The sequence below is a fragment of the Thauera humireducens genome, from assembly GCF_001051995.2.
GTDB classification, from domain to species: domain Bacteria; phylum Pseudomonadota; class Gammaproteobacteria; order Burkholderiales; family Rhodocyclaceae; genus Thauera; species Thauera humireducens.
On record NZ_CP014646.1, the window covers coordinates 3,593,675 to 3,606,863 of the forward strand.

Genomic DNA, 13,189 nt, shown 5'->3' on the forward strand with positions numbered 1-13,189 from the left:
GAACGCCCCGCGAGTTCCGGCGTCTGAATGCCGTCATCGAACCTGGAGCCCTGCATGAACCGTCGTGATGCCCTGAAACAGCTTGCCGCCTTTGCCGCAGCCCTGCCCGTCGCCAACGCCGCGTGGGCGCGGGATGCGTTTACCGTCCTGAATCCTGCGCAGAAGACCGACGATCCGTCGAAGATCGAGGTCGTCGAGTTCTTCCATTACGGTTGCCCCCACTGCCGCGATTTCGATCCGCTGGTCGAGGCCTGGAGCAAGAAGCTGCCCGCCGACGTGAGCTTCCGCCAGGTGCCCGCGATCTGGAACAACCCGCAGCTGGCCGGGCTGGCCCGCCTGTTCTATGCCGCCCAGGTGTCGGGCGAGCTGCACGCGATCCACGGCAAGGTGTTCGTGGCGGTGCAGGAGGAAAAGCGCCCGCTCCATTCCGAGGAAGGCGTGCGCGAGTGGATCACTGGCAAGGTCGCCGACACGGGCAAGTTCATGGACGCGTACAAGTCCTTCGGCGTCAATTCGATGCTGCAGCGCGCCGACCAGCTCGCCCGCGCGATGCGCATCCAGGGCGTGCCGACCGTCGTCGTCGATGGCCGCTTCGTGACGTCCGCCTCGATGGCGGGCAGCCACCAGAATGCGCTGAAGGTCACCGACGAGCTTATCGAGCGCATCCGCAAGGAGCGCGGCGGCAAATGAGCGAAGTGCGGCCCGCGCAGACGATGCTCGCGGAGGCGCTGGGAGGCGATCGGCGCGGTAGCCAGCGCTTCGTGGCGCGGCGCCGTGGCGAGCCGTGCTTCTGGGTCATGATCGGGGGTGAGCGCATCGCCCTCAACGACATCTCGCCCGAGGGTTTTTCGTTCCAGGCCGACGATCCGCAGGCCTTCGGCGAGGAGCTCGAGTTCGTGCTGCTGCGCGACGGCGTGCCCGACGAGATTCACGGGCGGGCGCGTCGCATGAACTACCTGGACGGGGCGGCGCAGATCGGCTGCCGGTTCGTGGCCTTGGAGGGGGACGGCACCGAACGCCTGCGGGACTGGCTGATCGCCCATGTGATCATGAGCGCCACGGTGCGCATTACGGAGAAAGACGCCGCTGCCATCGTCAGTGGTCGGTCGCTGATCTGAAGCGGCGTCGGGCTCGCATCGGGTAGAAGAAAAAAGCCGCTGACCCCTTGGGGTGCAGCGGCTTTTTTGCGGGCGCCGTATTGTGATCAGGCAGCGACGCGTGGCGCCGGTTCGCGTCGTGCGCGACGTTTCTGCACGAACCACACCAGCCCCAGCAAGGCGAAGGCGGGGATGAACATCCACTCCTTGTCCGGACGGTTGCTTGCGGGCAGTTCGATCGTCTTGATGGTGAAGCCCTGTTCGAGGCCGAGCTTTTCGGCCTGGCTGCCGAAGCGCACCGCGGCGACCTGCACGTCCTCGCCCAGTGCCATCACCGTCAGGCCCATCTGATTCAGGCGCTCGCGGGCGTTCGCCGCGGGTTCGCCGAGCGGCAGCAGTACGCCCTTGGAGATGTCGCGGCCCTCCAGGCTGATGCCTTCGACCCAGACGCGCAGGTTGGCATTGCGCGGCGCCTGCTCGACCAGGCGGGTGAGCTCGGTGGGCGGCACCTCCTCGAAGGGTGGGTACAACATGTCCATCCAGAAGCCCGGGCGGAACAGGGTGAAGGTGACCAGCAGCAGCAGCAGCGATTCGTGCACACGGCTCTTGGTTACGAACCAGCCCTGAGTCGCAGCGGCGAACATCATGCTGGCGAGCGTTGCGCTGACGATGGTCAGGATCAGGTGGAAGGCGTCGGTGATGTCGATCAGCAGCAGCTGGGTGTTGAAGATGAACATGAAGGGCAGGATCGCCGTCCGGCCGCTGTAGCCGAAGGCGGTGAAACCGGTCTTGATCGGGTCGCTCTTGGCGATGCCTGCGGCCGCGTACGAGGCCAGACCCACCGGCGGCGTCACGTCGGCCATCAGGCCGAAATAGAACACGAACATGTGGACCGCGATCAGGGGCACGAGCAGGCCGGTCTGGGCGCCGAGCTCGACGATCACCGGCGCCATGAGCGTCGACACCACGATGTAGTTCGCCGTGGTCGGCAGGCCCATGCCGAGGATCAGGCAGATCACCGCGACCAGGATCAGCATCACCATCAGGTTGCCGCCCGACAGGATCTCGACCAACTCCGTCATCGCGAGGCCGATGCCGGTCAGCGTGACGGTGCCGACGATGACGCCGGCGGTTGCCGTGGCGATGCCGATGCCGATCATGTTGCGCGCACCGGTGACGAGACCGTCGAACAGGTCCTTGAAGCCGTGCTTCAGCGTGGCACCGAAGTTGCCGGTGCCGCGGAAGAAGGCGAACAGCGGGCGCTGGGTGACGAGGATGAAGATCAGGAACAGCGTGGCCCAGAACGCCGACAGCGCGGGCGAGAGTTGCTCGACCATCAGGTTCCAGATCAGCGCCGCGACGGGCAGCAGGAAGTGCAGGCCGGACTTCAGGGTCGGGCCGATCTCCGGCAGGTACTCCATGGTCTCGCCAGGCTTGTCCATGTGCAGCTCGGGATACTTTGCCGCGAAGCGCACGATGGCGACATAGGCGCCAAGCATCAGCGCGCCCATCACCAGGAAGGCACTCTCGCCGAGCACGGTCTTGGCCCATCCCAGGCCCCAGTAGATGGCCGCGGAAAGGATCACCAGGCCGGACACGGTCATCGTCGTCGTCACCGCGACCCGCTGCCAGGGCAGGGGCTCACGCCGCGGCAGGCCCTGCAGGTTCATCTTCAGCGCCTCGAGGTGCACGATGTAGTACAGCGCGATGTAGGAGATCAGCGCCGGCACGATCGCGTGCTTCATCACCTGCACGTAGGTGATGCCCACGTACTCCACCATCAGGAACGCGGCTGCGCCCATCACCGGCGGCATGATCTGGCCGTTGACCGAGGAGGCCACCTCGACCGAGGCGGCCTTGTCCGCGCGGTAGCCGACACTCTTCATCAGCGGGATGGTGAAGGTGCCGGTTGTGACGACGTTGGCGATCGACGAACCGGAGATGAGGCCGGTGCTGGCCGAGGCGACGACGGCGGCCTTGGCCGGGCCGCCGCGCATGTGGCCGAGCAGGGCGATGGCCGACTTGATGAAGTAGTTGCCCGCCCCCGCCGTCTCGAGCAGGGCGCCGAACAGTACGAACAGGAAGATGAAGCTGGTTGACACGCCCAGCGCCACGCCGAACACGCCTTCGGTCGTCAGCCACAGGTGGCTCATGCCCTTGGCGAGCGAGGCACCGCGGTGGGCAATGACCTCGGGCATGTACGGGCCGAAGAAGATGTAGCCGAGGAAGACCACGGCGAGGATCACCATCGGCAGGCCGAGCGCGCGGCGGGCGGCCTCCAGCAGCAGGGTCAGGCCGACGACGGATGCCACCAGGTCGGTGGTGGTCGGCATGCCCGGACGGCCCGCGAGTTCCTTGTAGAAGATGAACAGGTAGGCCGCGCAGAAGGCGCCGGCCGCGGCGAACAGCCAGTCGACGACGGGAATGCGGTCACGCGGCGAGCGCTTGAAGGCCGGATAGGCCGCGAAGGCGAGGAAGACGGCAAAGCCGAGGTGGATCGCGCGTGATTCGGTGTCGTTGAACACGAACACGCCGAGCGAGAAGGGCAGGGGCGAGGCGATCCAGAGCTGGAACAGGGACCAGGCCAGGGCAACGACCAGCAGCAACTGGGCGGTGAAGCCGGTGGGCTTGCGACCCCCTGTGTCCGCTTCAGCCACGATCTGCTTGAGTTGTTCGTCGGTCAGCTCGATGCTGCGCGTATCTTTGTTGTCAGGGCCGGCCATGCGCCACCTCCCTCATTGTGTGTTGCTGGGTCGAACACGAAAAACGGCGAAGGGCTGATGGCCCGCCGCCGTTTCACAGAAAGTCGCGCCGCCCGTGTCGCGGGCGGCGCGCGGCGGAATTACATCCAGCCCTTTTCCTTGTAGTACTTCACCGCGCCATCGTGCAGCGGGGCGGACATGCCGTTCTTGATCATGTCCTTCGGCTCGAGGTTGGCGAAGGCCGGGTGCAGCTTCTTGAAGTCCTCGAAGTTCTCGAACACCGCCTTCACCAGGGTATAGACCGTGTCGGCCGGCACCTTGGACGAGGTCACGATGCTCGCCACGACGCCGAAGGTCTTGGTGGCTTCGGGGTTGTTGGCGTACATGCCGGCCGGGATGGTCGCGGGTGCGAAGTAGGGGTACTGGGCCAGGATCTTGTCCACGCCCGGGCCGGTGATCGACACCAGCTTCGCGCCGCAGGTGGTCGTGGGGTCCTGGATGTTGGCGGCCGGGTGGCCGACGACGAAGGCGAAGCCGTCGATCTTGTTGTCGCACAGGGCGGCGCCGTGCTCGTCGGGCTTCAGTTCCGAGGCGAGCGAGAAGTCGGCGAAGCTCATGCCCATCGCCGGCAGCAGCACTTCGAGCGTGGCGCGCTGGCCCGAACCCGGGTTGCCGATGTTGAAGCGCTTGCCCTTGAAGTCCTCCATCTTGGTGATGTTGGCTTCCTTGCGCGACAGCACGGTCAGCGGCTCGGCATGCAGCGAGAACACCGAGCGCAGGTCGGGGAAGGCGCCGCCGTCCTTGAACTGGACTTCGCCCTTCAGTGCGTTGTACTGGATGTCGGACTGCGACACGCCGAAGTCGAGCTCGCCGGCCTTGATGGTATTGACGTTGTAGACCGAGCCGCCGGTGCTCTCGACCGAGCAGCGGATGCCGTGCTGGGCGCGATCCTTGTTCATGAGGCGGCAGATGGCTCCGCCCGCCGCGTAGTAGACGCCGGTGACGCCACCGGTACCGATCGTGACGAACTTTTGTTGGGCCTGCGCGGGCGTGGCGCCGAGCGTTCCGAAAAGGGCGAAGGCGGCGGCCAGAGCGGTGATTTTCTTCATCTGTTCATCCTCGGAAAGGAAGTGTCTGAGTTGTCGCGTCGCGCCTGCGCAGCCGCCTGTGAGCGCGCTTTGGCGTGTGGAGGCGGTTCCGTGGCTGGACGACAGGCGGAGGATTGCATAGGTCGACTGGATTTGTCAGCTTCGGGTAGTCCGCAATAAGTGCGGAGTCCGGGCAAAGGAGAGCCCAGGCCGGGTGGACGCAGTGCCGATCAGGCGGTAAGGTCGATCGCTGCGGGTCGTCGTGCCCGCGTGATCGCGGCACTGCTTTCCGCGCCCCGGTGCGGGCGGAGCATGGGCCGCGCCGTCCGCCCCTCGATTGCCTGAACGCCATGCATCTCGCCGATCCCCGCTTCACCGATCCCGCTGCGCCCGTGTTGCGCGACGCGCTGGGTACCCTGCATCAGTCTGCGGGCTCGTCTGCGCGCATCGTCTCGCTCGTGCCCTCGCTCACGGAACTCCTGTTCGAGCTGGATCTCGGGGCACAGGTGGTGGGACGCACGGGATTCTGCATCCATCCGCGCGAAGCCCTGCGTGCCGTGCCCAAGGTCGGTGGAACGAAGGACGTGAAGATGGACCGCATCCGCGAACTGGCGCCCACGCATGTGATCGCGAACATCGACGAGAACCGGCGCGAAACCATCGATGAGCTTGCGGCCTTCGTGCCCAATATCGTGGTCACGCATCCCTGTGGGCCGCGCGACAACCTCGCGTTGTTCGACCTCTTTGGCGGGCTGTTCGGGCGCGAACGCGCCGCGCAGGCGCTCGCGGCCGATCTGCGTGCTGCGCTGGGCGAGGCGGAAGCAGTGAGGGCAGCGCTGCCGGCGGAGCGTGTGCTGTATCTCATCTGGCGCGAGCCATGGATGACGGTCGCGCGCGACACCTATGTGTCGGCCATGCTCGCGGAGGTCGGCTGGACCACCTTGCCCGGTGTACACGGCGGTGTCAGTGGTGCCGGGCGCTATCCGGCCTTCGATTGGTCGGCGGGCTGGCTCGGCGACGTGGAGCGCGTGTTCCTGTCGAGCGAGCCCTATCACTTCCAGTTGCGTCATGCCGACGAGGTGACGGCGCTGAGTGGCCGTCCGGCGACATTGATCGACGGCGAGATGGTGTCGTGGTATGGCAGCCGGGTGGTTGCCGGCTTGCGCTATCTGGCGGGGCTGCGTCGGCAGTTGGTCGATTTCGCGCGCTAGTCGTCCGCCAGCTGCGCGACGAGGCGTTCGGGCGTCAGGACAGTGAAGCGGTCGCGCACGAGTCGGTGTCGGGCCAGTTTCAGCAGGGCCTTGTCGCGCGTGACGAGATGGCTCGCGCCGGCGTCACGGGCGATCTCGAGGAACTTCTGGTCGTCGCCGTCCCGGCAGGCGGGCAGTGCTGCGGCATCGGCCGGCGGTGTGTCCGGTAGCAGGCTCAGGCGTACGCGATAGGTTTCGTGCAATAGCGCCTGGGTGGCAGGCTCGAGGCGAAACTGCGGGTAGCCGAGCACGATGCGCAGTTCGTCGAGCGCATCCGCCCGGCCGTGCAAGGAGCAACGGCCGTCCTCGATGAACGCGCGCAGCGGGGCCAGGCGCGGATCGCAGAACATCCACAGCGCGAGGACGGTGTTGGTGTCGAGGACGAGCCTGGCGGTCATGTCGGCGGAGGTGGGAAAAAAAGAAAAAGGTTCTTCGCGCGATCTGGGGGTAGTAGTGGTTGACGGTTCTGAGGTTGGTAGATTGGCAGTCGCCAAACAAACCGATCCCCTTCCTCTTCCCCGTCATGTGCGATGCTATGTTGGGCGTGGTCTTCTGGGAAGGCCGCCTCGTCGATTCATGCCAGGAGCGAGCCGACGGTTCGCTGCTTCTCACCCTCTCTGAAGACCCCTCACACCGCCCGCGATGTGGGCGCTGCGGTAGCGACGGTGTTCTGCTCCACGAGCGCCGGCGACGCCGGGTGCGCGATCGAGACTGGTTCGATCGACGCGTCTGGCTGGATGTGCCGATTCGCCGCCTCGACTGTTACCAGTGTGGCGCACGGGCGGCCGAGCGCCTGAGCTGGCTCGACACGGGTGAGCGCATCACACACCGATTACGCGCCTGGATCGAGGCGCTGGTGCAGATCCTGCCGATCGCCCACGTCGCCCAACTCACGGGCTTGCACTGGCACACCATCAAGCGCATCGACCATCGGCGTCTGCAGACCCGGTATGGCGCTTTCGATGCGCAGGGCGTGCGTCGGTTGGTGATGGACGAGTTCGCGCTGCACAAGGGGCACCGCTACGCGACGGTGATCATGGATGCTGAACGTATGCGCGTGTTGTGGGTCGGCGAAGGCAACAGCCGCGAGGCGATCCGGCCCTTCTTCGAATTGCTGGGCAAAGAGGGCTGTCAGCACATCGAGGCGGTCGCAATGGACATGAACACCGCCTTCGATCTGGAGGTGCGCGCCCATTGCCCGAACGCCGAAGTCGTCTATGACTTGTTCCATGTCGTCGCCCGCTTTGGTCGGGAGGTCGTCGACCGGGTGCGCGTCGATCAGGCCAATGCCTTGCGCAGTGCGCCCGCACAACGTCAGGTCATCAAGCGCTCGCGCTGGTTGCTGCTGCGCAACCGCGACAACCTGGGCAACGAGCAGGCGGTCAAGCTCGAGGAACTGCTGGCGGCCAACGCACCGCTGGCTACCGTCTATCTGCTGAAGACCGCCATCAAGGAAATCTGGTTTGCGCCATCGGTCAGAGACGGCGCCCGAAGATGGAAAGACTGGTACCGCTTGGCGATCGAAAGCGGCATCGCGCCGGCGATCGCCTTTGCAAAGCGACTCCGAAAGTACCGGCGTGGCATCCTCGCCTCAGCCATCTTTCCCTTGAACACCAGCATTCTCGAGGGCGTCAACAACCGCATTAAGGTCATCAAGCGTATGGCCTACGGGTTCCGGGATTCAGCCTATTTCTTCCTGAAGATCAAGGCCGCCTTCCCCGGAAAGGCGCGATGAACCAAGAAAAAGGGGAGGGTCACCCCTCCCCTGCCTGTAGAGCCGGCGCCTGTCAGGCAGCGGCTTTCTTGGCGTCGATGCGGATCTTGACGAAGGTGCCCGGCGCGTCTTCCAGCACCTTGAGCTTGCCCTTCGCCGGATCGCGCGGCTCGGTCTGCTCGCTGTCCATGGCGGTCAGCCAGGCCTGCCAGTCAGTCCACCACGAGCCGGCGTTCTGCTGCGCGCCGGCCAGCCAGTCGTCGGGCGTGGCGGGCAGCTTGGCGGCCGGGTTGATCCAGAAGCCGTACTTATTGGCCGCCGGCGGGTTGACGATGCCAGCGATGTGGCCAGAGCCACCGAGCACGAAGCGGACCGGGCCGCCGAAGTTGCGGGCACCTGCGTAGGTGCTCTTCCACGGCGCGATGTGGTCTTCGATGGTCGAGATGAAGTAGCACGGGGTCTTGATCTTGCCCAGGTCGATCGCAACACCGTCGATGGTGATGCCGCCCGGCTCGACGAGGCGGTTCTCCATGTACAGCTTGCGCAGGTAGAAGCTGTGCATCTTCGCCGGCATGCGGGTGGAGTCCGAGTTCCAGTACAGCAGGTCGAACGGGAACGGGTCCTTGCCGAGCAGGTAGTTGTTGACCACGAAGGACCAGATCAGGTCGTTGGCACGCAGCATATTGAAGGTGCCGGCCATTTCCGAGCCTTCGAGGTAGCCGCGCTCGAACATCTTCTTCTCGAGGCTGGACACCTGCCCTTCGTCGATGAACACACCGAGTTCGCCCGGGTCGGTGAAGTCGGTCATCGTGGTGAAGAAGGTGGCGGCCGAGATGCGGTTGGCCTGGCGCTTGCCGGCCAGGTAAGCCAGCGTGGTGGCGAGCAGGGTGCCGCCCAGGCAGTAGCCGGCGGCATTGACCGACTTCTCGCCGGTCTGCTGCTCGATGGCGTCCAGCGCGGCGATGATGCCTTCCTGCACGTAGGATTCGAAGGTCTTCTCGGCGTGACGCTCGTCGGGGTTCACCCACGAGATCACGAACACGGTGTGACCCTGGTCCACGCACCACTTGATGTAGGAGTTCTTTTCGCGCAGGTCGAGGATGTAGAACTTGTTGATCCAGGGCGGCACGATCAGCAGCGGCTTCTTCAGCACCTTGTCGGTGCTGGGCGTGTACTGCAGCAGCTGCATCATGTCGGTCTGGAACACGACCTTGCCCGGCGTCGTGGCGACGTTCTTGCCCAGCTCGAAGGCCGTGGTGTCGGTCATCTTGACGCGCAGGTTGCCGCCGCCGTCCTCGACGTCGCGCAACAGGTTGTTGAGGCCCTTCAGCAGGTTCTGGCCGTGGCTCTTGACCGTTTCGCGGAAGACCTCGGGGTTGGTCATGGCGAAGTTGGACGGCGACAGGGCGTCGATGTACTGGCGCGTGTAGAAGTTGACCTTCTTCTGCGTCTGCTCGTCCAGGCCGTCCACGCAGCACACGGTGTCATGGATGTGGCGCGCGGCGATCAGGTAGGACTGCTTGATGAAGTCGAACAGGAAGTGCTGTTCCCACTCCTCGTCCTTGAAACGCTTGTCGGACTTCTCGGGGGCGGCGATCGGCGCGGCGTTGAGGCCGGCAAAACGCATCATCGAGTGCTGCCACAGCGAGAAGTAGTCCCACACCAGGTTCATCTGCGCCTGGGCGAGCTTGTAGGGGTTGGACAGCAGCTTGGCCATCATGTCCATGAAAGCCTGGGCGATGCCCAGTTCGTCGGCCGGGGCGGCGATGCCCTTCTTCAGCTGGCGATTGACGTGATCGCTGATCAGGTGCGAGGCGCGGCGCGCGACTTCCGCGTAGGTCTTGGCGACTTCCTGCGGATCGGGCAGTTCGGCGTGAGGGGTTTCGTTCGAGGGTGCAGCCATGTTGTTTGAACTCCTGGTTGGCGACCGGTGGGTCTCTCTCAATTGATATTGACGAAACGGGTCAGACCATCCGCGCCGACCTCCCGGCGAAGCGCGCCCCGCTTCTCCAGATGGTTGAGGTGAGCAATCGCCTCCCCCATGGCGAACATGACCTGATGGGTATCGAGCTCGCGCGGAAACAGTGTCGCCAGCAGTTCTCCAGCCGCTTTTGCTGCACTGCACTCAGCCAGCAGCGCGTCGCAACGCTCGCGGTGGTGGGCGACGAGTTGTTCCACTCTTGTCCGGATACCCTTGAAAGGTTTGCCGTGGGATGGTAGCACGAGCGTGTCGTCGGGCAAGTTGCAGAGTTCCCGAATGGAGTCAAGAAAGTAGCCGAGTGCGTCGTCGTGCGGCGTTGCAGCATAGACGCTGACATTGGTCGAGATGCGGGGCAGCAGCATGTCGCCCGAAATGAGCAGTCCGAGTTCGGCGCAGTACAGGCTGGCGTGTTCCGGTGCGTGGCCGTAGCCGATGATGACGCGCCAGCTGCGCCCGCCGATCGACAGCGTGTCGTCGTTGCGCAGGCGGTGGTAGCGCGAGGGCATCTCGGGGACGCCCCGGCGATAGGCGTTGCCGCGCGCGGCCAGCGCGTCGGCGCGTGCGGTGTCGAGGCCGTGAGCGCGGAACTGGGCGACCATGTCGGGTACCGCGTAGCCCGGCAGCTGGTGCCAGATCGCGTGGCCGGCGAGGTACTCGCCCAGCGTCATGTGCAGGCTGGCGCCGTCGCGCGCGGCCAGCCAGGTCGCCAGCCCGAGGTGGTCCGGGTGGTGATGGGTGACAATGATGCGGCCGACGGGCTGGGGCCTCGCGTCGAGGATCGGCGTCCACCCCGCGCGCGAACTGTCTGATCCATAGCCGCAGTCGACGATGACGCGTTCGTCGCCGTCGTCCAGCAGCCACAGGTTGATATGGTCCAGTGCGAAGGGCAGGGCCATGCGCACCCAATGGACACCGGGCGCGACTTCGAGCGTCTGCCCCTCGGCGGGCAGGTCGGGGAAGGGATAGTGCAGTACGGACATGGGACTCCCGGTGTCATGGGGCACGCGACTCGTCGATTTGCGTTGCTCAAATCGTTGAAATCTGCTTAACTTTTGCCAGTATTTGTAAGTTTTCTTATATAAAACAGTATCTTGTCGATTGCGCGGGAATTCTCCCGCGCAATCGACCTGCCGCGGATTGCAATGGGCGACGAACAAACCTACACCATCACCGAACTGGCGCGCGAATTCGACATCACGCCGCGCGCCATCCGTTTCTACGAAGACCAGGGCTTGCTCACTCCGGCGCGCGCGGGACGGGCCCGGGTCTACACCAAGGCCGATCGCACGCGGCTGAAACTCACGCTGCGCGGCAAGCGCCTCGGCCTGTCGCTGGCCGAGATCCGCGAGTTGCTCGACATGTACGGCGGCGTGCGCAATTCGGCGCAGCAGCTCGAAAGCTTCCTCAAGGTGCTGGCCGAGCGCCGCGCCGCGCTCGAGCAGCAACGCCTGGATATCGAGGCCGTGCTCCTCGAGATCGACATGCTGGAGCAGCAGTGCCATGCCTTGCTCGGTCACAACGCCGAAGGGGCGGCTGCAGCCCAGGCCGAACTGGCGCGGCACATCGACGAGGCGGGCATCGGTTGAAACGCGGGGCTTTGCCCCGTTTTTTTGACCTTAAGCTTACGTTGACGTAAACGTAAAAACAACGAAAATACCGTCACAGCGATAAGGACACCCACGGAGACACCGACCATGCGCCCGGAGATGCCGCAGTTCCAGCCCAAGGACCCAGACTACGCCGGTCGCGTCCGCGCCAGCTTCGACCTGCAGCACGCGATGGCCTTGATCGGGGCGCGGCTTGCCGTGGTCGAGCCGGGCTTCGTCGAGATCCATCTGCCGCACAAGACGGAGATCACCCAGCAGCACGGCTACATCCATGGTGGTGTGGTGGGCATGATCGCCGACTCGGCGGCAGGCTATGCGGCCAATACCCTGACGCCCTCGGACACCAGCGTGCTGACGGTGGAGTACAAGCTCAACCTCGTCGCGCCGGCCGATGGCCAGCGCCTGGTGGCGCGCGGCGAGGTCATCAAGCCGGGGCGCACGCTGATCATCACCCGCGCCGAAGTGTTCGCGATCCGCGACGAGCGCTGGACCTTGTGCGCGATCATGCAGCAGACCATCATGGCCATGCAGGGCAAGAGCGAGCGCGGGGGCTGATGCGAACCGGTTCTTCATTGCGCGCGCCGACTGACCGGAGGAACTGACATGACTGTCCGCCTGCGCGTGCTGACGGCATCCGACACGACCGAACTGGACTACGTGCGCCAGTTCTTCCGCAACTACGCCGCGTGGCTCGGGGTGGATCTGAGCTACCAAGGGTTTGCCGACGAGGTCGCGAACCTGCCCGGGGCCTACGGCGAGGCGGATGGTCGCCTGTTCTTCGCCGAGTACGAGGGGCGCCCCGCCGGCTGCGTCGGCGTGCGCCGCTTCTCGGAAGGCGTGTGCGAGATGAAGCGGCTGTACGTCGACCCCGATGCGCGCGGCCATGGCCTGGGACGCCAGCTTGCGCTGGCCGCCATTAGGGCGGCGCAGGAACTGGGCTACCGCCGCATCCTGCTCGACACCCAGCCGGCGATGCGCATCGCGATGAAGCTCTACCGCGAACTGGGCTTCACCGAGGCGCCGGCCTATTACCCGAGCCCGATCGAAGGCACGGTCTTTCTTACGCTGGACCTGTCGCAATGGTCCGAGGACGAGGTGCGCAACGAGAACCTCTTCCACCTGTTCGACTACAACCAGGCCTGGTCGCGCCAGATGCAGCAGCTCGATGCGGGCTTCTTCGAGAAGCTGTCGCACCTGCAGAGCCCGGAGTACCTGTGGATCGGCTGTTCCGATTCGCGCGTGCCGGCCAACCAGATCGTCGGCTTGCTGCCGGGCGAAGTCTTCGTGCATCGCAACGTCGCCAACGTCGTCGTGCACACCGACCTCAACTGCCTCGCCGTCATCCAGTACGCAGTGGATGTGCTGAAGGTGAAGCACATCATGGTCGTCGGTCACTACGGTTGCGGCGGCGTCAAGGCAGCGCTGGATCGCGCCCGCGTCGGACTGGTCGACCTGTGGCTGCGCCATGTGCAGGACGTGCATGTGCGCCACCTGCGGGCGGTGGATGACTTGCCGCCCGAACTGCGCCATGACCGCCTGTGCGAACTCAACGTCATCGAGCAGGTGGCCAACGTCGCGCAGACCGTCGTCGTGCAGGACGCCTGGCAGCGCGGCCAGCGCCTCACCGTGCATGGCTGGATCTATGGCCTGAAGGATGGGCTGATCCGCGACCTGGGCCTGAATGTCAGCCGCAGCGAGGACCTGATGCCGCGCTATGCCGCTGCGCTCGAAGCGCTCCAGCCCTGAGCGC

General features: G+C 65.1%; 12 protein-coding genes. 7 read left to right on the plus strand and 5 right to left on the minus strand.

All coding sequences use genetic code 11. The features are described from left to right. Window positions 1-54 precede the first annotated feature (54 nt). Both AC731_RS16705 and AC731_RS16710 read left to right on the plus strand, forming a co-directional pair. Window positions 55-690 carry a thiol:disulfide interchange protein DsbA/DsbL gene (locus tag AC731_RS16705; RefSeq protein WP_004259874.1) on the plus strand — a complete coding sequence of 212 codons (636 nt, stop codon included), beginning with the start codon at window positions 55-57 and terminating at the stop codon, window positions 688-690. Then, on the plus strand, window positions 687-1,118 hold the full coding sequence (locus tag AC731_RS16710) for a PilZ domain-containing protein (RefSeq protein WP_004259879.1): 432 nt from the start codon (window positions 687-689) through the stop codon (window positions 1,116-1,118). The genes AC731_RS16705 and AC731_RS16710 overlap by 4 nt, the downstream gene beginning before the upstream one ends. 86 nt (window positions 1,119-1,204) lie before the next feature. Here AC731_RS16710 and AC731_RS16715 read toward each other — a convergent pair whose 3' ends face one another. Continuing rightward, complete coding sequence (locus AC731_RS16715) at window positions 1,205-3,820, minus strand: TRAP transporter permease (protein WP_004259885.1); 2,616 nt, start codon at window positions 3,818-3,820, stop codon at window positions 1,205-1,207. Between the two features lie 119 nt (window positions 3,821-3,939). Next, window positions 3,940-4,908: a TAXI family TRAP transporter solute-binding subunit gene (locus AC731_RS16720; protein WP_004259890.1), complete on the minus strand. Its 969-nt coding sequence runs from the start codon at window positions 4,906-4,908 to the stop codon at window positions 3,940-3,942. Window positions 4,909-5,237: 329 nt separating this feature from the next. Between AC731_RS16720 and AC731_RS16725 the strand changes: the two genes are divergently transcribed. Next, complete coding sequence (locus AC731_RS16725; protein ID WP_004259892.1) at window positions 5,238-6,098, plus strand: helical backbone metal receptor; 861 nt, start codon at window positions 5,238-5,240, stop codon at window positions 6,096-6,098. On the opposite strand, the gene AC731_RS16730 is transcribed toward AC731_RS16725, so the two are convergent. Beyond that, entirely contained in the window at window positions 6,095-6,535 is a 441-nt protein-coding gene (locus AC731_RS16730) for a putative toxin-antitoxin system toxin component, PIN family (protein WP_048707812.1), read from the minus strand. The two genes, AC731_RS16725 and AC731_RS16730, sit on opposite strands and share 4 nt — an antisense overlap. A gap of 137 nt (window positions 6,536-6,672) precedes the next feature. Here AC731_RS16730 and AC731_RS16735 point away from each other — a divergent pair, with 137 nt between their 5' ends. Beyond that, complete coding sequence (locus AC731_RS16735) at window positions 6,673-7,872, plus strand: ISL3 family transposase (RefSeq protein WP_156480675.1); 1,200 nt, start codon at window positions 6,673-6,675, stop codon at window positions 7,870-7,872. Between the two features lie 52 nt (window positions 7,873-7,924). Here AC731_RS16735 and phaC read toward each other — a convergent pair whose 3' ends face one another. Together phaC and AC731_RS16745 are read right to left on the minus strand one after the other, a co-directional pair. Beyond that, on the minus strand, window positions 7,925-9,754 hold the full coding sequence (gene phaC / locus AC731_RS16740) for a class I poly(R)-hydroxyalkanoic acid synthase (protein WP_048707814.1): 1,830 nt from the start codon (window positions 9,752-9,754) through the stop codon (window positions 7,925-7,927). Between the two features lie 38 nt (window positions 9,755-9,792). Further along, window positions 9,793-10,812 (minus strand): MBL fold metallo-hydrolase, encoded by a 1,020-nt coding sequence (locus AC731_RS16745; RefSeq protein WP_048707817.1) that lies wholly within the window; start codon window positions 10,810-10,812, stop codon window positions 9,793-9,795. A 162-nt stretch (window positions 10,813-10,974) separates the two neighbouring features. Between AC731_RS16745 and AC731_RS16750 the strand changes: the two genes are divergently transcribed. From AC731_RS16750 to can, 3 genes are all read left to right on the plus strand, one after another. Further along, window positions 10,975-11,418 carry a MerR family transcriptional regulator gene (locus AC731_RS16750; protein WP_004259902.1) on the plus strand — a complete coding sequence of 148 codons (444 nt, stop codon included), beginning with the start codon at window positions 10,975-10,977 and terminating at the stop codon, window positions 11,416-11,418. A gap of 108 nt (window positions 11,419-11,526) precedes the next feature. After that, window positions 11,527-11,994: a PaaI family thioesterase gene (locus tag AC731_RS16755; protein ID WP_004259903.1), complete on the plus strand. Its 468-nt coding sequence runs from the start codon at window positions 11,527-11,529 to the stop codon at window positions 11,992-11,994. 48 nt (window positions 11,995-12,042) lie between these two features. After that, on the plus strand, window positions 12,043-13,185 hold the full coding sequence (gene can / locus AC731_RS16760; protein WP_048707820.1) for a carbonate dehydratase: 1,143 nt from the start codon (window positions 12,043-12,045) through the stop codon (window positions 13,183-13,185). Window positions 13,186-13,189: the final 4 nt, after the last annotated feature.

Bases quoted from the DNA above. Each gene is read 5' to 3' on its own strand.
- AC731_RS16705 (WP_004259874.1), top strand. From the start codon at position 55: ATGAACCGTCGTGATGCCCTGAAACAGCTTGCCGCCTTTGCCGCAGCC.
- AC731_RS16710 (WP_004259879.1), top strand. From the start codon at position 687: ATGAGCGAAGTGCGGCCCGCGCAGACGATGCTCGCGGAGGCGCTGGGA.
- AC731_RS16715 (WP_004259885.1), bottom strand. From the start codon at position 3,820: ATGGCCGGCCCTGACAACAAAGATACGCGCAGCATCGAGCTGACCGAC.
- AC731_RS16720 (WP_004259890.1), bottom strand. From the start codon at position 4,908: ATGAAGAAAATCACCGCTCTGGCCGCCGCCTTCGCCCTTTTCGGAACG.
- AC731_RS16725 (WP_004259892.1), top strand. From the start codon at position 5,238: ATGCATCTCGCCGATCCCCGCTTCACCGATCCCGCTGCGCCCGTGTTG.
- AC731_RS16730 (WP_048707812.1), bottom strand. From the start codon at position 6,535: ATGACCGCCAGGCTCGTCCTCGACACCAACACCGTCCTCGCGCTGTGG.
- AC731_RS16735 (WP_156480675.1), top strand. From the start codon at position 6,673: ATGTTGGGCGTGGTCTTCTGGGAAGGCCGCCTCGTCGATTCATGCCAG.
- phaC (WP_048707814.1), bottom strand. From the start codon at position 9,754: ATGGCTGCACCCTCGAACGAAACCCCTCACGCCGAACTGCCCGATCCG.
- AC731_RS16745 (WP_048707817.1), bottom strand. From the start codon at position 10,812: ATGTCCGTACTGCACTATCCCTTCCCCGACCTGCCCGCCGAGGGGCAG.
- AC731_RS16750 (WP_004259902.1), top strand. From the start codon at position 10,975: ATGGGCGACGAACAAACCTACACCATCACCGAACTGGCGCGCGAATTC.
- AC731_RS16755 (WP_004259903.1), top strand. From the start codon at position 11,527: ATGCGCCCGGAGATGCCGCAGTTCCAGCCCAAGGACCCAGACTACGCC.
- can (WP_048707820.1), top strand. From the start codon at position 12,043: ATGACTGTCCGCCTGCGCGTGCTGACGGCATCCGACACGACCGAACTG.